Genomic DNA, 17,269 nt, shown 5'->3' with positions numbered 1-17,269 from the left:
TTTCTTTCTCGGACTCGGGTTTGAAGTGATTTATTCCCGTATTGAAATTTTCTGCAGCGATGGCAAACCAAGGGCTTTCGCTAGTGTGGGAAGCCATCCACGCCGCCACCATCACTTCCATTCATTCATGGAGGAGAAGTAAAAGATGATTTGGCAACAGGTATACGACCCGCTATCGAATATGTGGTTATCGACCTTGCTGGCTGCCATACCGGTAGTGGTCATGCTCGTGGGTCTGGGCTTTTTGCATATGAAAGCCCACTGGGCCGCAGGCGCGGGCCTGGTGGCAGCGCTGATCATTGCCGTTTTCGTCTACAACATGCCGGCCGACATGGCCGGCCGCGCGGCCATGCTGGGCGGCCTCACCGGCCTGCTGCCCATTGGCTGGATCGTGCTCAACATCATCTTCCTGCACCAGTTGACCGAGAAGAACGGCAGCTTCAAGATCTTGCAGGACTCGATTGCCGGCATCACCGAGGACCGCCGCATCCAGCTGCTGCTGATTGCCTTCGCCTTCGGCGCCTTTTTCGAAGGTGCGGCAGGTTTTGGCACACCGGTGGCCGTGACGGCCGCCATCCTGATCGGCCTGGGCTTCTCGCCGCTGGCCGCCTCGGGCCTGTCGCTGATCGCCAATACCGCGCCCGTGGCCTTTGGCGCCCTGGGCACGCCCGTGATCACCTTGGCCAAGGTGCACGGCTACGACCTGATGGAAGTGACGGCCATGATCGGCCGCCAGTTGCCCTTCTTCTCGGTACTGGTGCCGTTCTGGCTGATCTGGGCCTTTGCGGGCCGCAAGGCCATGATGGAGATCTGGCCCGCCATCTTGGTGACCGGCGTGTCCTTCGCGATCCCTCAATACCTGGTGTCCAACTTCATTGGCCCTGAGCTGGTGGACATCATCGCCGCCATCATCTCCATGGTCTGCCTGGTCGCCTTCCTGCGCGTCTGGCAGCCCAAGAACATCTGGCGCACCACCACACTGCGTGGCCATGAAAGCGGTCAGGGTGAAGGTGAAGCACCACGCGCCATCACCAAGCATTCACGCGCCGATGTAATCCGTGCCTGGACCCCCTGGGCCATTCTCACGGTCTTCGTCTTCATCTGGGGCCTGCCTTCGGTCAAGACCGCACTCAACGGCATCTTCAGCCCCGCCTTCCCCATGGACGGCCTGCACAATCTGATCGAGAAGATGCCGCCCGTGGTCAAACAGCCCACCAAGGAAGGCGCGGTCTACACGCTGAACCTGCTGTCGGCCACAGGCACCGGCATTCTGCTGTCGGCCATCGTTGGCGGCCTGGTCATGAAGTACAACCCCGTGCAGCTTGTGGGCCAGTTCTTCAAGACCATCTACATCGTGCGCTACTCGCTGCTGACCATCGTGCTGATGCTGGCCCTGGGCACGCTGACGCGCTACTCGGGCACCGACACCACGCTGGGCCTGGCCTTTGCCAACACCGGCGTGCTCTACCCCTTCTTCGGCACCTTGATGGGCTGGCTAGGCGTGGCGCTCACGGGCTCGGACACGGCATCGAACGTGCTGTTTGGCGGCATGCAGAAAGTGGCGGCCGACCAGTTGGGCCTGTCGCCCAACCTCATGGGCGCGGCCAATAGCTCGGGCGGCGTGATGGGCAAGATGATCGACGCCCAGTCCATCGTCGTGGCCTCCACCGCCACGCGCTGGTTCAACCATGAAGGCGACATCCTGCGCTACGTGTTCTTCCACTCGATCGCCCTGGCATGCCTGATGGGCATCTTCGTGACCCTGCAGGCCTATGTCTGGCCCTTCCATCTGATGGTGAACTAGTCCCCCCCTGAGCCGCTTTGCGGCTTCCCCCCAGGGGGACGACGGCCTTTGCTGCGGGGCGGCCCTTGCTGGCCGTCTCTGGCTTGGGTGCCGCGGTTTTAAGCACCGCGCTCAAAACCCGCCGTCAGACCGGCAATGAGCTTGTCCATAAAAGCCGCAGCGCTCCAGGCCTGCGGCTTTTTTATGTCCTCAGAATTTCATCTTTTTCTTCAATTGGTATTACCAATTAATTTCAAAAATCAAGGGAAAACCATGAAATTCAAGATTAATTCCGCTTCATACAATCCATTCCAATCGAAATAGATCCAATTTGGTAATACCAATTTAGCAAGCAAGGCTGGAATACATCGGGCCCACCCCTGAGCGGCACAGCCGGTTTTGCACACGGTCATTTTTGAAAATTTGACGGGGAAGACTTCTGGACAGTCAGGAGGGTTGACCTCCCCGCGCATCTCCAGGAGATCAAGGCAATGCAAGAAATCTGGTCGCAGAACTACGACCCCGCAGGCAATGTGTGGGTGTCGGCGCTGGTGGCGCTGATACCCATCATCTTTTTCTTTCTCGCGCTGACCAAGCTGCGCCTCAAGGGCTATGTGGCGGGCACCATCACGGTGGCGCTGTCCCTGGCCGTGGCGCTGCTCTTCTACCGCATGCCAGTCGCCAACGCGCTGGCCGCAGGCGTCTATGGCTTCTTCTACGGCCTGTGGCCGATTGCCTGGATCATTGTCGCGGCTGTGTTTCTCTACAAGGTCTCGGTCAAGACCGGACAGTTCGACATCATCCGTTCGTCGATTCTGTCGGTCACCGAGGACCAGCGTCTGCAACTGATCCTGGTGGGCTTTTGCTTCGGCGCCTTCCTCGAAGGCGCCGCCGGTTTCGGTGCGCCCGTGGCCATCACGGCGGCGCTGCTCGTGGGCCTGGGTTTTCGTCCCCTGTACGCAGCAGGGCTGTGCCTGATCGGCAATACGGCACCGGTGGCCTTCGGCGCCATGGGTATTCCCATCATCGTGGCGGGCCAGGTCTCGGGCGTGGACGCCATGGCCATCAGCCAGATGGCCGGCCGCCAGCTGCCGTTCATGACCATCATCGTGCTGTTCTGGCTCATGGCCATCATGGACGGCTGGCGCGGCGTCAAGGAAACCTGGCCTGCCGTGCTGGTAGGCGGCGGCAGCTTTGCGCTCGGACAGTTTCTGACGGCCAACTACGTGGGCCCCGAGCTGCCGGACATCACCTCGGCCATCTTCGCCCTGGTGACGCTGACCACCTTCCTGAAGTTCTGGCAGCCCAAGCGCATCTTCCGCTTCGAAACCGAGCCCGGCGCAGCCAAGATCCAGACCACGTCTTCCGTCAAGCTGACGGCCGGTGTGGTGCTCAAGGCCTGGTCGCCTTTCATCATCCTCACGGCCATGGTGACCATCTGGAGCCTCAAGCCCTTCAAGGCACTGTTCGCCTCGGGCGGCGCGCTGGCCGGCACAGTGGTCAGCATTCCAGTGCCCATGCTGCACAACCTGGTGCAGAAAATGGCTCCCGTCGTCGCCACGCCCACGCCTTATGGTGCGGTCTATTCCTTCAACTGGCTGTCGGCCACGGGCACGGCCATCCTGATCGCGGCGGTGATCGCCATCGCGCTGCTGCGCCTGAAGCCTTCGGTGGCCGTGCGCACCCTGGGCGAGACCTTCAAGGAACTGGCCCTGCCCATCTACTCCATCGGCATGGTGCTGGCCTTTGCCTTCATCGCCAACTACTCGGGTCTGTCCACCACGCTGGCCATGGCCCTGGCCCACACCGGCAAGGCCTTTGCGTTCTTCTCGCCCTTCCTGGGCTGGGTTGGCGTGTTCCTCACGGGCTCGGACACTTCGGCCAATGCGCTGTTCGGCGCGCTGCAGGCCACGACAGCGGCGCAGCTGGGCCTGCCCGAGGTACTGGCGGTGACCGCCAACACCACCGGCGGCGTGACCGGCAAAATGATCTCGCCCCAGTCCATTGCCATTGCCTGCGCGGCCGTGGGCCTGGCCGGCAAGGAATCAGACCTGTTCCGCTTCACCGTCAAGCACAGCCTGGCCTTTCTGGTGCTGATCGGCATCATCTGCACGCTGCAGGCTTATGTGTTTCCGTGGATGATTCCAACCACCTGAAACTCAAGCCCGATCCCATGCCCGCCCTACGCCTGTCCGACCGCGTTGCCCAGCAACTGCTGGAGCTGATCCAGAACACTCAGCTCCAGAGCGGCGACAAGCTGCCCACCGAACGGGCGCTGGCCGAGCAGTTGGGCGTCTCTCGTACGGCGCTGCGCGAGGCGATTCAGAAGCTCGCCAGCCGCGGCGTGCTCGAAAGCCGCGTGGGTGCCGGCACTTTTGTGGGGTCGCGCCAGCCGCTGTGGCACGAGCAGGCCGTCGCGCCGCTGGAGTCCTTGCTGCGCGACGACCCCCAGTACCGCTACGACGTGCTGGAAGCTCGCCAGGCGCTGGAGCTGAGCACCGCCTGGTACGCAGCCCAGCGCGCCACCGACAAGGACCGGGACCGCATCCGCCGCTGCTTTGACGACATGCTGCGCCACCAGCAGGCGCACGACGCGGCCAGCGCCGCCCGCTCCGATGCCCAGTTCCATCTGGCCATTGCCGAGGCCTCGCACAACGCTGTGCTGGTGCAGCTCATGGGCAGCCTCTTCGAGCTGGTGCTGGGCACCGTGGCTCAGAACCGGCGCCTGATGTTTGTGCACGACGATCTCTCGACACTCGAGCATCTGACCGCCCAACATCAGAACCTCATGCAGGCCATTGTCGACGGCGATCCCGAGCAGGCCAGAAGCGCCATCGGCCAACACCTGGCCTACGTTCACGACAAGTTGTCCGAATCGGATGCAGAAGCGGCCCGGCGCAAGCGCCTGGACCGTTTCTCATCCTCCGCAGTCATTTTTTCATGATCATCTCCTCCACCACCGACTACCGCGCGGCCGCGCAAAAGCGCCTGCCGCCCTTTCTGTTCCACTACATCGACGGCGGTGCCTACGCCGAGAAGACGCTAGCCCGCAATGTCGACGATCTGGCCGATGTGGCGCTGCGCCAGCGCGTGCTCAAGGACATGAGCCAGCTCGACACCAGCATCGAGCTGTTCGGCGAAAAGCTCTCCCTCCCCGTGGCGCTGTCCCCCGTCGGCCTGACCGGCATGTATGCGCGCCGCGGCGAGGTACAGGCCGCCATGGCCGCCGATCAGAAGGGTATCCCCTTCACCATGTCCAGCGTCTCGGTCTGCCCGATCGAGGAAGTGGCCCCCAAGCTGGGCCGCCCGATGTGGTTCCAGCTCTATGTGCTCAAGGACCGCGGCTTCATGAAGAATGCGCTGGAGCGCGCCCAGGCCGCCGGTGTCTCCACGCTGGTGTTCACCGTGGACATGCCCGTGCCCGGCGCCCGCTACCGCGATGCGCATTCAGGCATGAGCGGCCCCAATGCGGCCATGCGCCGCTATCTACAGGCCGTGACCCATCCGCAGTGGGCGCTGGACGTGGGTTTGCTGGGCCGTCCGCACACGCTGGGCAATATTTCCACCTACCTGGGCAAGAACGTCAGCCTGGAAGACTACATGGGCTATCTGGGCGCGAACTTCGACCCCTCGATCTCGTGGGCGGACCTGGAATGGATACGCGACTTCTGGAAGGGCCCCATGGTCATCAAGGGCATTCTCGACCCCGAGGACGCCAGGGATGCGGTGCGCTTTGGCGCCGACGGCATCATCGTCTCCAACCACGGAGGCCGCCAGCTCGACGGCGCCCTCTCCTCGGCCCGAGCCCTTCCGGCCATCGCCGACGCCGTCAAGGGTCAGATCAAGATCCTGGCCGACTCCGGCATCCGCAACGGCCTGGACATCGTGCGCATGCTGGCCCTAGGCGCCGACTGCACCATGATCGGCCGCGCCTTCATCTATGCGCTGGCGGCCGAAGGCGGCGCCGGCGTCAGCCATCTGCTCGAGCTGCTCGAAAAGGAAATGCGCGTGGCCATGACGCTGACCAGCGTCAAGAACGTGGGCGAGATCACCGGCGATCTGCTGGTGCGGGAATGACAACTCGATAGCTGCCTGCCCAGACTGGGGAAATCAGCGCACCGCGCCTCTCTGCCCCAGCCAGATGCCGCCCAGGACCAGAACCACGCCGGCCACCTGCACGGCCGTCAGCGTCTGGCCCAGAGCCATCCATCCCAGCACAATCGCCGTCACCGGGCTGAGAAAGCCCAGCGATGCCACCACGCCCGGCTCCAGCCGGGCAATGCCGCGAAACCACAGCACATAGGTCAGCGCCGCGCCCACCAGGCCCAGCCAGGCCAGCCCGATCAGATGACCCAGCGTGGGAGACGGAAAATCCGGCCCTGCCCACAGTGCCACCGGCAGCAGCAACAGGCCGCCAGCCGTCAACTGCCATGCGGTGAAAGTCAGCAGCGGCACGGGCGGGCGCCATTTGCGCGTGAGTACCGTGCCGCAGGCCATGGAGACCGCTCCGGCCAGACCTGCCGCAATGCCCGTCGCATCCAACGCCACGCCCGGCGTAAGCACCAGCAAGGCCACGCCCGCCAGCCCGGCCAGAGCCCCCAGCACCGAAGCCGGCCGCACCGCGCTGCCCAGCACCCAGGCCGCAAGAAACACCACCACCAGTGGCTGCACGGCCCCGACGGTGGCGGCCGCGCCACCCGGCAGGCGGTAGGCTGAGACGAACAGCATGCTCCAGAACACCGAGAAATTGAGCGCCCCCAGGATGAACACCCGCAACCACCAGATGCCCTGCGGCAGGCGCCGTGCAAACGCCAGCAACAGTAAGCCTGCGGGCAGAGCACGCAGCAGGGCCACTGTCATCGGCGGTACCTGGGGCAGCAGCTCGGTGCTGACGATGTAGCTGCTGCCCCAGATAGCTGGAGCCAGCGCCGTCAGCAGCAGATCGCGTGCCGATGCTTGTGCCCGCTCGGACTGATGGACGCTCATGCCAGCTCCAGCACCTGCGCCAGCGGCCGGCGCGGCTTCTGCGGCCAGTTGCCCGCTGCGGCACGGCCCACGGTGACAAGCATGACCGGCACCTCCTCGGGCGCCAGGCCGAAGGTACTTGCCACGCCTTCGGCGTCGAAGCCTGTCATCGCACAGGATGCTAGACCCAGCGCCTGCGCCGCATGCATCAGCGTCATGGAGGCCAAGCTGGCCGAACGCAGGGCCTCATCACGCACCGCCTGCGCGCTGGCGTACTGCTGGCTCGCGGCCTGCAGCCAGCCCTGTGCCATGCCCGCAGGCATGAAGCCCGCGCCCACGAATGGCTGCAGCCGCTCGGCCAGGGACTGAGGGTCGGCCAGTACGCCGCAGACGATGAAGCAGACGGCCGCCTCTTCCACCTTGGCCTGGTCCTGGGCCACGGCACGCAGCCTGGCCTTGGCCGCAGGCGTGCGCACGGCGATGAAACGCCAGTTCTGGAGGTTGTAGGCCGTAGGGGCGCGCGTGGCCAGCTCTACCAACCGTTCGATCTCGGCGTCCGCCAGGCGGTGGGAGGCATCGAAGCGGTTGGCCGAGATGCGCTGCTCGATGAGGGTAAGCGTGGGATGTGGTGTGGTCATGGCTCGACTGTAGATAATTCACTATCAATTGATAATTGGCGTATTTCAAAAGAAACCATTCACCAATAAATAAGAATCCCATGGACCGACTGATTGCCCTGCAAGTCTTTCACCGCGTAGCCGAGCGCGGCAGCTTTGCCGAGGCCGGCCGCAGCCTGGGACTGTCACCCGCCGCCATCAGCAAGAACATCGCCGAGCTGGAAGCTCATGTGGGCGCACGCCTGATCCATCGCACCACGCGGCGCATGGCGCTGACGGAAGAAGGCCGCCTGTATCTGGAACATGTCACTCGGGCGCTGGATGCGCTGGCCGATGCCGACAGGGCGCTATGCCCCATCAAGGCCTCGCCCAGCGGGCTGCTCAAGGTCAGCGCCCCGATGACATTCACGCTGACGCAGATCTCATCTGCCATCCCCGCCTTCCTGGAGCGCTACCCCGAGCTGCAGCTGGATCTGCACCTGGACGACCGGCGTGTCGATATCGTGCGCGAAGGCTTCGATCTGGCCATACGCGGCAGCGACCGGCTCGAGGACAGCTCGCTGATCGCGCGCCCGCTGACGGCCATGTCACATGTGCTGTGCGCCGCTCCCGGCTACTTCGAAAAGCATGGCCGCCCCCGCACGCCAGCCGATCTCAAGGGCCTGGACCCTATACGCTTCAGCCTTTCGGGCCACGCGGATGTCTGGGAATTCGAGCAAGACGGGCACATGGAACGAATTGCCGTCAACGCCCGCTATTCGGTGTCTTCCAGCCTGGCGGTGCGCGATGCGCTGCGCGCGGGCTTTGGCATCAGCCTGATCCCGCGCCCCTATGTCGAGGAAGACCTGCGCACAGGCCGGCTGCAGGCCGCCCTGGAGGACTGGAGCACGGTGAAGACCACGCTCTATGCCGTCTATCCATCGCGCCAGCATATGGCCCCCAAGCTGCGTGCACTGCTGGACTTTCTGGTAGCGCAGTTCGATCAGGGCAAGAGCGGCTGAAGCGCGGGCACTCAGCGCCGTGGCGTGCTGCGGATCTGCTCGGGTCCGGCCACCAGAGCCCCTGCCCCACGCACCTCCAGCTGGATGCTGTCCAGCACCTTGCCCGAGGCGTCGAGCAGCTCCAGCCGGTGGCGGCCCGGCCAGGGCAACCAGCCCAGCTGGCTGCCGCGCCCCAGCTCGCGCGGGACTTCTCGCACCACAGGGGTCACCGCTTGCGGCTTGCCATCTGCAGCCTTGGGCGGCGCCACATACTGGCGCGTGACCAGACGCCAGCGCAAGCTGCTGTCGCGCCAGTCCTGCTCTGCGGCCATGCCAGCCTGACGGGCAATCAGCTGCACGCGCTGGCTGTCGGGCGGGATGTCTGGATCCAATGCCAGGATGGTGCCGTTGGCCGGACGCGAGATACGCACTGAGCTCACCGCACCTGTGGTGCCGCCAGTCTTTGAGCCTTTTTGGCCTGTAGCGCTTGATGGTCCAGCGCCATCAGCTATGTGATCCATAGCAAAAACCGCCTGCTGCGTTCCCGCGACAAACCATTCGCTACGCTGGCTTTCGATGGGAGAGCCGCCTGCTCCTGCGCCGAACTGCACCTGCTGCTGCACCAGGCCCTGTGCAGCCTTGGGCGCACGGCTTGGCGTATTGCGGTGCAAAAAGCCCATGACCTCGGCCCAGATGGGCGCGGCCCCGCTGGTGCCGCTGACCGAGTGCATGGCCTCGCCACGCGCATTGCCCACCCAGACACCGACCGTGTAGCGCTGCGACCAACCCACGGCCCAGTTGTCGCGCATGTCCTTGCTGGTGCCGGTCTTCACTGCAGTCCAGAAGCGCGTGGCCAGCACACTGTCGGTACCGAAGGTCGGGGCACGCGCCATATTGTCGGAAAGAATATCGCCCACGATAAAGGCAGCACGCGCATCCACGGCTTGCACGGCACCCTCCTTTGTTTTCTCTCCCCAATTCACGGGCTGCCATTGGCCGCCATTGGCCAGCGCGCGGTAGGCATTGGTCAGATAGAGCAAGGGCACTTCGCTGCTGCCCAGCGCCAGGCTGAAGCCGTAATAGCCGCCGCTTTCGCGCAGCGGCAGGCCCAGGCGTTTGAGCTGGTCGAAAAATGCATCGGGCGTGACCATGACCAGGGTGCGCACCGCCGGCACGTTGAGCGAAGAAGCCAGCGCCGTGCGCGCAGAAACCCAGCCCTTGAAGCGCCGGTCGTAGTTCTGCGGGATGTAGAGGCCGTTCTGCGTGGGAATATGGGCCGAGGAATCCTCGATCAGCGATGCAGCGGTGATGCGCTTTTCCGCAATCGCCTGTGCATAGAGAAAAGGCTTGAGCGTGGAGCCGGGCTGGCGCATGGCGGTGACGCCATCGACTTCCGAGGCCTGGCTCAGCGTGCCCGAAGAGCCCACCCAGGCCAGAATTTCACCGCTGCGGTTGTCCAGCACCACCAGTGCACCGTCCTCCACATTGCGGCCCTGCAGCTCGCGCAGATGCTGCTGCAGACTGCTGACCGCAAAGCGCTGCAGCGGCGCGCTCAGGGTGGAACGCACCTGCTCCTGCCCCTTGTTCTGCGGCAGCGCCAGCCAGCGCCGCGCAAAGTGCGGTGCTATGCCTTCCACCGGCTGCCACTGCCTGCGCTGCAACACGCTGGCCGTATACAGCTGCATGGCGCTGCAATCCTTGGCCGCCACATCGTCCGGCGCCATCACCTGCAGCACACCGCAGGCACGCTGGCCCACACGTTCGGCCGAGGCATTGGGTGCACGCACCAGCGCTGCCGCAATGGCCGCCTCTCGCGCATCCAGGCCATGCGGCGCCTTGCCGAACAGGCTTTGAGACAAGGCTTCGATGCCCACGATCTCGCCGCGAAACGGCACCATGTTCAGATAGGCTTCCAGAATCTGATCCTTGCGCCAGCGCCGGTCCAGCACCTGGGCGGCCACCGTCTGGCCGATCTTCTGCACCACCGTGCGGCCGCCAGGGCCCTGGCGCCAGTCGCCGTCCAGCAGACCGGCCAGTTGCATGGTGATGGTGCTGGCACCACGCGTGCGGCTGTTCCAGAGGTTGCCCCAGGCCGCAGCCGTCACCGCCGCCCAGTCCACACCGCTGTGTTCATAGAACCGCTTGTCCTCGCTGAGCACCAGCGCTGTACGCAGCGCCGGCGACACATCGCCCAGGCCCACCCATGGGCCACGGCGCACGGTGCTGTCGGTACGTATGCGCTGCAGCTCCTCGCCCTCGCGTGAAAGCAGCAGGGTCTCCGACGAACGATGCTCACGCCGGACCTCGTCAAAGTTCGGCAATGCATGACTGCTGCCAATCAGTCCCAGCCATAGCGTACCGCCCCATAGCAGCCGTCTCGCTGCGCTGCCTGCCAGTTTCTTGCCTTGTTGCTTGTCCGTTGTCTGCATGGTTTGCCTTTTGAGCCATTGTCCCAAAGATGCGCAGCAGCTCCAGGCACAGGAGCATCACGCACAACGGATGGACACAAAAAAGCGGCCCTGCACCGGGGCCGCTGCTGATCGGCTCCCTGCCCTCAGAAAGCCCTTCTGACCTTGAAAGCCAGGATCACCATCAACACGCCAAACACCACAGCATAGGTAGCCAGCACCCATAGCATGGCCATCATTCCGGCAGCCGGCTGCATGAGGACAAAAATTCCAAACAGCACGGAAATCAAGCCGCCCAGGATCAACAGCCATTCCCCCTGGATTTCCTTGCGCAGACGCATAGCCGCCACGATCTCCATCACTCCCGTCATCAGCGCCCAGATTCCGATATAGATCGTCATCACCAGCGCCGTGACCGCAGGCTGGAACAGCATCAGCAGACCCACCACGGCACTGATCAGCCCCCAGATCAATACCACCCACCAGTGGCGTGACTCCTGACGGCTCTGGAAGGAAGAAACAATGGCCAGCACACCGTCCACCAGCACATAGATGCCGAACACCAGCACCAGGGCTGCCGCCGATGCGGCGGGCTGCAGCCAGGTCAGCACGCCGAACACGATGGCGGCCAGACCACGCAACAGAAGTGCCCACCAGTTGCGACGGAACATGACGGACATGGAAGCAATATTGCTATGCATGAAATCCTCCTTCAGATGACTATCAAAACATGGGCACAAGGCCTCTGGCCAAGATCAGCCCAACCCCAGCAATACAGGTTGATGATCGGACGCCTGAGTGCTGCTGTCCACCCGCCAGTCCCTCACATGGCTTTGCAGGCTATCGCTGACCCACAGGAAATCACAGGCTCCGGGCGCTGGCCCCCAGGTTCTATCGAGCAGGCGGAAAGTGGGCGGTTGCTGCTTGTCCGGATGCAGCACGCTCCAGCTGTTGAGCCACCGACCGGGCTTTGCACCATCGCTGGTTCCGTCCCATGGTGCAGACAGCTGCGCATACTCGGCCTCATGCGGCTCGAAGTTGAAGTCTCCGCACAGCACGGCATGGCGGGTGTGCGGCTTGGTCTGGTAGGGAGAGCCATCGCTGGCGGGCCGAGGCGGTACATCGGCCAATGCACAGGCCTGCATCTGCAGGGCACGCAATGCCTGGGCCTGGGCCATGCGCTGAATCCCTGAAAAATATTCCAGATGCGTGGTCATGATGCGCACCAGCCCCAGAGCTGCATCGCTGACCGTCACCACCGAACACATGCGCTGCATGCAACGCATATCGGCATCCGCCGGCATGGGCAAGAGGTGATGCTGCAGCTGCAGCACGGGCATGCGGGTGGCAATCACATTGCCAAAACGCTGGCGCCCCTGAGCGGTGAACTCGTCCACGCTGGCGCCCATGAATACCGCCCAGCCCGGCAGCAGCGCACGCAGTTCGGCCAACTGATCGCCAGGAGAGCCCTGCAGCGCCGGGTAATTGACCGCGATTTCCTGCAGGCACAGCACATCCAGCCCGCCAGCTGCTTCGCCCATTTCCAGGGCGTGACGGACTATGCGCTCCACGCTGACCATGCCGTCCATGCCACAGCACCACTGCGTATTCCAGGTCAGTATCTGCATGTTTTTCCTTTGCATCAAACAAGGGGCTAACGCCGATTCAGCAAGTGCCTTCAGCTATCGTTTTAAAAGCCTGCAACGCCAGACCAGAGGCGCTGCGTCACTCCTGGACCGCCGTCCATTCGCGCAGCTGGAACACATTGCCTTCGCAGTCCATGGCATTGCAGACCGCAAAACCCGCTCCCTGCCAGCGCTCGTCGAAGACCTGGCCACCCAGAACCTCGGCAGCCCTGGCGGCCTCGGCAATGGAAGGCACGGTGGCAAAGAACTTGAGCGCCACGTTCTCGCGCCGCGCCGGCGGCGAGGCAATGCCGACCTGGCTGGCAATGGCTTCGGGAATGGCATGGACGACCAGCTGCAGCTGCGGCGACGCGATCACCGTCAGATGCTCGTCACGATACAGCTGCTGCATGCCCAGCACGCTGCCGTAGAAGTTCGCAAGCGCATCGCGGTGTTTGGCGTAGATCAGCACGCCTGCTGCAGCGGGTCCGGACATGGCAAATACTCCATTACACAAGAACGCCACTGTACCCCGCCGCCCGCCTGCTAATCACTTGATGCCGGCGCGCATAAAGCTTTGCACGAACTGGCGCTGGAACAGCAAAAAGGCCAGCAGCAGCGGGCCCGAGGTCATCAGCGTGGCCGCACAGATGGTGGACCACTCCACGCCCGACTCCACGCTGGAGAACACCTGCAGGCCCACCGTGAGCGGACGCGATTCCACGCTGTTGGTGATGATCAACGGCCACAGGAAGTTGTTCCAGTGAAAGCTCACCGACACCAGTGCAAACGCCGTGTACACGGGCTTTGCCAGCGGCACGTAGACACGCCAGAGGATCTGCAACGTGCTGGCGCCTTCCACGCGCGCGGCCTCGTCCAGCTCCCTGGGGATGCCCATAAAGGTCTGGCGCAGCAGAAAGATCGCAAAGGCCGAGGCGAAATACGGCAGGCCTATGCCCAGCAGCGTATCGACGGCGCCCAGCTGCGACATGGTCTGGTAATTGGCCACCAGCAGGATGTCCGGCATGATCATCAGTTGCACCAGCACCAGCGCGAAAGCCACGTTGCTGCCGCGAAAGCGGTAGCGCGCAAAGGCAAAGGCCGCCAGCGTGCTCAGCACCAGCTGCGCCGCCAGGATCAGCGCCACCAGGATCATCGTGTTGAGGAAGTAGCGCGCAAATGGCGCGGCCTCCCAGGCGTGGCGGAAGTTCTGCAGCGTCCAGGGGGCGGACAGATCCAGGCGCGTGGACACATCGGCCGGATGAAAGGCCGTCCAGACCGCATAGGCCAGCGGCAGTATCCACAGCAAGGCCAGCAACCAGGCGGCCACGGTGTCCAGCCATGAAGTGGCATAGATGGTCGCCGCAGCGCGATTGCGCGTTGAAAAAAGTGCAGCGGCACTCATTGGTAATGCACCTTTTTGTCGAGCACGAAGAACTGCAGCAGCGCCACACCGGCCAGCACCACCACCAGCACCACGGTGATGGCCGCCGCATAGCCGGTGTCCCAGAACTTGAAGCCCACTTCGTACAGATGGTAGAGCAGCAGCGTGGAGGCATTGTCCGGCCCGCCGCGCGTGAGGATGAAGATATGGTCCACCAGGCGGAAGGCATTGATCACCGCATTGACCAGCACGAACAGCGTGGTGGGCATGAGCAGCGGCCACTGCACGCGGCGAAAGAAATACCAGCGCGATGCGCCCTCGATGGCCGCCGCCTCCTTGAGGCTGGGGTTCAGCGTCTGCAGCGCGGCCAGGTAGAAGATCATGAAGAAACCCGCCTCCTTCCACACGGCCACCAGGGTCACGCAGGCCAGGGCCGTGGACGGATCGCCCAGCCAGTTGTGCGCGCCCAAGCCAACAGCGCCACGGATCTGCTCGAGCAGACCGTACTGCGGCGTGTAGAAGAACAGCCAGATATTGGCCACGGCGATCATGGGCAGCACCGTGGGCGTGAAATACGCCATGCGCAGAAAGGCCCGGCCGGCCAGTTTTTCGTTGACCCACAGCGCCATCAGCAGCGCCAACCCCATGGACAGAGGGATCGTCGCCGCGGCGAACCACAGGTTGTTGCGCACGGCCTGCCAGAACACGGGGTCGTCGACCATCACCGCATAGTTCTCCAGACCCGCCCATGCGCCGGTCTGCCCGCCGCGCCCCGTAGCATGCAAGCTGTCCCAGAACGTGGACAGCGTGGGCCAGTGCGTGAAGCTCAGCAGCAGTACCAGGGCGGGCAACAGCAGCAGCCAGGCATGGACAGCCTCGCGGCGGGCCGCTGCGGCGGCCAGGGCTCCTGCCGCAGGCCGCAGGCCGCCCCGCGCGTTGTCGGTCGCGGTGGCGCTCATCACTTGTAGCGACGCAGAATGCGATCGGATTCCTTCTGCGCCTCTTCCATGGCCTGGGCCGGGGTCTTGCTGCCGTTCAGGGCCGCCTGGATGGCGTCGTTGAGTACCTTGGTCACGCGCTGGTTCTCATGCGTGGAATACTCGGCCACCGACACCGGCAGCTGATCGCGTGCCACCAGGGCCTGCGGGAATTCCTGGCCGTACTTCTTGAGCACGGGCGTCTCGTAGGCTGCGGGCGAGACGGCCACATAGCCGCTGTCCATGCTCCACTGCGCGGCATGCTCGGGCTGGGTGATCCACTTGGCGAACTCGAAGGCGGCCTGCTGCTGCTCCTTGGCTGCCTTCTTGAAGATGTAGAAATTGCCGCCGCCCGTGGGCGAGCCCTTGCGGATATTGCCGGCGATCTGGCCCACGCCGAAATCGAACTTGGCATTGGCCTTGATATTGGTCAGGTTGCCGGTCGTGGTCACGATGATGGCGGCCTTCTTTTCCATGAAGTCCTTGGGTGTCGTGCCCCACTCCACCACGCCGGCCGGATGCACGCCCTCCTTGACCAGGCTGACCCAGAAGTCCAGCGCTTCGATGACCTTGGGATGGTTCAGCGTGACCTTGGTGCCGGCCTCGTTGGCCAGCAGCGCGTCGTTGGGCGTGGTCAGCGTCTGCAGCATCCAGTAGGCAAAGCCCGTGGACGGGATCTGGATGCCGTACTGCACGACCTTGCCGCTGGCATCCTTCTTGGTCAGCTTGTGCGCGGCTTCCTTGAGCTCCTTCCAGTTCTGGGGGGCTTTATTGGGGTCCAGCCCGGCTTCCTTGAAGGCCTGCTTGTTGTAGTACATGACCACGGTAGAGCGCTGGAACGGGATGCCCCAGGTCTTGCCACCGGCCTGGCTGTTGGCCATGAAAGCCGGATAGAAGCCCTTGAGCCAGGCCTTGTCGGCATCGGTCTTCACGAAGTCGTCGATGGGCGCGATCGCGTCCTCGTCCATCAGCGTGAACATGTCGGTGGACAGCAGCACCGAGGTCGCGGGCGCCTTGCCGGCCTTGTGGGCCGTCAGTGCCTTGACGATGGTCTCCTGGTAGGTGCCCGCGTAAACCGGCGTGAGCTTGTACTGGGGGTGGACCTTGTTGAATTCGGCCGCATAGCCGTCAATCACCTTGGTGATGGGACCGCCCACGGCCACGGGGTAATAGAACGGCACTTCCAGCGGGGTCTGTGCCTGGATCAGGCCCGACAGGCTCAAAGTGGCAGCGCCTGCAATCAGGCCATGGATAAAGGTTTGGCGACGCATGGGAATTCCTCCTCGGGATCAGCGGATGCGAAACAGAAAATCGAAAATCCGGAGCCGATGCGAGATGGAGGCTCCGGCACAAGACATCAGAAGTGCTCAGGCACTGGCCAGAAACAGCGGGTCTGCAGCCAGGTCTGCGGACAGCGCTTCGATACGCCGGCTCTGGCCATCAAACCAGTGCGCCGCCGTGGCAGGCCATTGCAGATACACGCTGTGCCCGGGTTCCAGACCTGCATGGGCGTTGCCCGGTGCACGCACCGTCAGCAACTCCGTGCCCACAAGGCAGCGCAGCACCAGATCGGCACCCAGATACTCAAACCCCTGCACGGTGGCCAATACACCTTGGCGGTCTGAAGCGACGGCAATCAGTTCAGGTCTGATGCCCATGAGCTGCGGGTAGGCACTGCCTGCCACCATGCTGGGAGCCACTTCGCAATCGCTGCCAGCAATGCCTCGCCCTTGCAGCCTGACGATGTTCATGGCCGGTGTGCCGATAAAGCGTGCAGCAAAAGTCGTGGCAGGCTGAGCATAGATGTCACGGGGTCTGGCGCATTGCTCGACATGCCCCTGATGCAGCAGAACGACCTGATCGGCCATGCTCATGGCCTCGGCCTGATCGTGGGTCACATAGACCACCGTAAGACCCAGACGCTGCTGCAGCTCGCGCAGCTCGGCGCGCATTTCCTGACGTAGCTGGGCATCGAGGTTGGACAGCGGCTCGTCCATCAGGCAGACCTTGGCCCGGGCCACCAGTGCCCGGCCCAGCGCCACACGCTGCTGCTGGCCGCCCGAAAGCTGACCGGGCTTGCGATCCAGCAAGGCAGTCAGGCCCAGCAGCTCGGCCGTCTGCTGCAGGCGCTGCATGCATTCGGCCTTGGGCAGCTTGCGCACCTGCAGGCCGAACTGGATGTTGTCGGCTACTGTCAGATGGGGAAACAGCGCATAGTTCTGGAACACCATGGCAATGCCGCGCTCGGCCGGCGGCAGATGGGTGACGTCGCGACCATCGATGCGCACCGTACCAGAGCTGGGCGTATCCAGTCCGGCAATCATGCGCAAGGTGGTGGATTTTCCGCAGCCCGAAGGGCCCAGCAAAACACAAAACGAGCCTGGCTCAATTCTCAGATTCACGGCCTGCAAGGCCGTGGTGTTGCCCCAGGATTTGGCAACGTTCTCCAGCTCGATCAAAGACATCGCGCCAGTCTAGAAACTGAACATGACAAGCGCATGTCAGAGCGGGTAGCGTACAGCGGCCATGA

The 17,269-nt window shown here is 63.6% G+C and carries 15 protein-coding genes; 5 read left to right on the top strand and 10 right to left on the bottom strand.

What is annotated here, in order from left to right; all coding sequences use genetic code 11:
* The first annotated feature begins 145 nt into the window (after window positions 1-145).
* The 4 genes from QMY55_RS05215 to lldD all read left to right on the top strand — a co-directional run bounded on the left by QMY55_RS05215 (window position 146) and on the right by lldD (window position 5,860).
* On the top strand, window positions 146-1,804 hold the full coding sequence (locus QMY55_RS05215; protein ID WP_283487616.1) for an L-lactate permease: 1,659 nt from the start codon (window positions 146-148) through the stop codon (window positions 1,802-1,804).
* A 470-nt stretch (window positions 1,805-2,274) separates the two neighbouring features.
* Window positions 2,275-3,939: an L-lactate permease gene (lldP, locus tag QMY55_RS05210; RefSeq protein ID WP_283487615.1), complete on the top strand. Its 1,665-nt coding sequence runs from the start codon at window positions 2,275-2,277 to the stop codon at window positions 3,937-3,939.
* 17 nt (window positions 3,940-3,956) lie between these two features.
* A complete protein-coding gene (lldR, locus tag QMY55_RS05205) occupies window positions 3,957-4,727 on the top strand; it encodes a transcriptional regulator LldR (RefSeq protein WP_283488887.1) in 771 nt (256 codons plus the stop codon).
* Window positions 4,724-5,860: an FMN-dependent L-lactate dehydrogenase LldD gene (lldD, locus tag QMY55_RS05200; protein ID WP_283487614.1), complete on the top strand. Its 1,137-nt coding sequence runs from the start codon at window positions 4,724-4,726 to the stop codon at window positions 5,858-5,860. The genes lldR and lldD overlap by 4 nt, the downstream gene beginning before the upstream one ends.
* A 33-nt stretch (window positions 5,861-5,893) precedes the next feature.
* Here lldD and QMY55_RS05195 read toward each other — a convergent pair whose 3' ends face one another.
* Window positions 5,894-6,769 carry an EamA family transporter gene (locus QMY55_RS05195; protein ID WP_283487613.1) on the bottom strand — a complete coding sequence of 292 codons (876 nt, stop codon included), beginning with the start codon at window positions 6,767-6,769 and terminating at the stop codon, window positions 5,894-5,896.
* Window positions 6,766-7,386, bottom strand: a complete 621-nt coding sequence (locus tag QMY55_RS05190) for a nitroreductase family protein (protein ID WP_283487612.1) — start codon at window positions 7,384-7,386, stop codon at window positions 6,766-6,768. Before QMY55_RS05190 ends, QMY55_RS05195 begins: the two co-directional genes overlap by 4 nt.
* An 80-nt stretch (window positions 7,387-7,466) precedes the next feature.
* On the opposite strand from QMY55_RS05190, the gene QMY55_RS05185 reads away from it, so the two are divergent.
* Window positions 7,467-8,366: a LysR family transcriptional regulator gene (locus QMY55_RS05185; protein ID WP_283487611.1), complete on the top strand. Its 900-nt coding sequence runs from the start codon at window positions 7,467-7,469 to the stop codon at window positions 8,364-8,366.
* Window positions 8,367-8,377: 11 nt separating this feature from the next.
* Here QMY55_RS05185 and pbpC read toward each other — a convergent pair whose 3' ends face one another.
* The 8 genes from pbpC to QMY55_RS05145 form a co-directional block, all read right to left on the bottom strand.
* Entirely contained in the window at window positions 8,378-10,774 is a 2,397-nt protein-coding gene (gene pbpC, locus QMY55_RS05180; RefSeq protein WP_283487610.1) for a penicillin-binding protein 1C, read from the bottom strand.
* A gap of 125 nt (window positions 10,775-10,899) precedes the next feature.
* A complete protein-coding gene (locus QMY55_RS05175; protein ID WP_283487609.1) occupies window positions 10,900-11,454 on the bottom strand; it encodes an HdeD family acid-resistance protein in 555 nt (184 codons plus the stop codon).
* A 54-nt stretch (window positions 11,455-11,508) separates the two neighbouring features.
* Window positions 11,509-12,381 carry an endonuclease/exonuclease/phosphatase family protein gene (locus QMY55_RS05170; protein ID WP_283487608.1) on the bottom strand — a complete coding sequence of 291 codons (873 nt, stop codon included), beginning with the start codon at window positions 12,379-12,381 and terminating at the stop codon, window positions 11,509-11,511.
* A 97-nt stretch (window positions 12,382-12,478) separates the two neighbouring features.
* Window positions 12,479-12,874: a VOC family protein gene (locus tag QMY55_RS05165; RefSeq protein ID WP_283487607.1), complete on the bottom strand. Its 396-nt coding sequence runs from the start codon at window positions 12,872-12,874 to the stop codon at window positions 12,479-12,481.
* A gap of 54 nt (window positions 12,875-12,928) precedes the next feature.
* Entirely contained in the window at window positions 12,929-13,783 is an 855-nt protein-coding gene (locus QMY55_RS05160) for a carbohydrate ABC transporter permease (protein WP_283487606.1), read from the bottom strand.
* Window positions 13,780-14,721 (bottom strand): carbohydrate ABC transporter permease, encoded by a 942-nt coding sequence (locus QMY55_RS05155; RefSeq protein WP_283487605.1) that lies wholly within the window; start codon window positions 14,719-14,721, stop codon window positions 13,780-13,782. The genes QMY55_RS05160 and QMY55_RS05155 overlap by 4 nt, the downstream gene beginning before the upstream one ends.
* Complete coding sequence (locus QMY55_RS05150; protein ID WP_283487604.1) at window positions 14,721-16,010, bottom strand: ABC transporter substrate-binding protein; 1,290 nt, start codon at window positions 16,008-16,010, stop codon at window positions 14,721-14,723. The genes QMY55_RS05155 and QMY55_RS05150 overlap by 1 nt, the downstream gene beginning before the upstream one ends.
* A gap of 96 nt (window positions 16,011-16,106) precedes the next feature.
* A complete protein-coding gene (locus QMY55_RS05145) occupies window positions 16,107-17,204 on the bottom strand; it encodes an ABC transporter ATP-binding protein (RefSeq protein WP_283487603.1) in 1,098 nt (365 codons plus the stop codon).
* Window positions 17,205-17,269 lie beyond the last annotated feature (65 nt).

Origin of the sequence: Comamonas resistens (assembly GCF_030064165.1) — a bacterium.
Lineage (GTDB): Bacteria > Pseudomonadota > Gammaproteobacteria > Burkholderiales > Burkholderiaceae_C > Comamonas > Comamonas resistens.
This window is presented reverse-complemented; position numbering and strand designations above follow the sequence as displayed.

Excerpts from the sequence above, each read along its gene's own strand:
- QMY55_RS05215 (WP_283487616.1), top strand. The coding sequence starts at position 146 with ATGATTTGGCAACAGGTATACGACCCGCTATCGAATATGTGGTTATCG.
- lldP (WP_283487615.1), top strand. The coding sequence starts at position 2,275 with ATGCAAGAAATCTGGTCGCAGAACTACGACCCCGCAGGCAATGTGTGG.
- lldR (WP_283488887.1), top strand. The coding sequence starts at position 3,957 with ATGCCCGCCCTACGCCTGTCCGACCGCGTTGCCCAGCAACTGCTGGAG.
- lldD (WP_283487614.1), top strand. The coding sequence starts at position 4,724 with ATGATCATCTCCTCCACCACCGACTACCGCGCGGCCGCGCAAAAGCGC.
- QMY55_RS05195 (WP_283487613.1), bottom strand. The coding sequence starts at position 6,769 with ATGAGCGTCCATCAGTCCGAGCGGGCACAAGCATCGGCACGCGATCTG.
- QMY55_RS05190 (WP_283487612.1), bottom strand. The coding sequence starts at position 7,386 with ATGACCACACCACATCCCACGCTTACCCTCATCGAGCAGCGCATCTCG.
- QMY55_RS05185 (WP_283487611.1), top strand. The coding sequence starts at position 7,467 with ATGGACCGACTGATTGCCCTGCAAGTCTTTCACCGCGTAGCCGAGCGC.
- pbpC (WP_283487610.1), bottom strand. The coding sequence starts at position 10,774 with ATGCAGACAACGGACAAGCAACAAGGCAAGAAACTGGCAGGCAGCGCA.
- QMY55_RS05175 (WP_283487609.1), bottom strand. The coding sequence starts at position 11,454 with ATGCATAGCAATATTGCTTCCATGTCCGTCATGTTCCGTCGCAACTGG.
- QMY55_RS05170 (WP_283487608.1), bottom strand. The coding sequence starts at position 12,381 with ATGCAGATACTGACCTGGAATACGCAGTGGTGCTGTGGCATGGACGGC.
- QMY55_RS05165 (WP_283487607.1), bottom strand. The coding sequence starts at position 12,874 with ATGTCCGGACCCGCTGCAGCAGGCGTGCTGATCTACGCCAAACACCGC.
- QMY55_RS05160 (WP_283487606.1), bottom strand. The coding sequence starts at position 13,783 with ATGAGTGCCGCTGCACTTTTTTCAACGCGCAATCGCGCTGCGGCGACC.
- QMY55_RS05155 (WP_283487605.1), bottom strand. The coding sequence starts at position 14,721 with ATGAGCGCCACCGCGACCGACAACGCGCGGGGCGGCCTGCGGCCTGCG.
- QMY55_RS05150 (WP_283487604.1), bottom strand. The coding sequence starts at position 16,010 with ATGCGTCGCCAAACCTTTATCCATGGCCTGATTGCAGGCGCTGCCACT.
- QMY55_RS05145 (WP_283487603.1), bottom strand. The coding sequence starts at position 17,204 with ATGTCTTTGATCGAGCTGGAGAACGTTGCCAAATCCTGGGGCAACACC.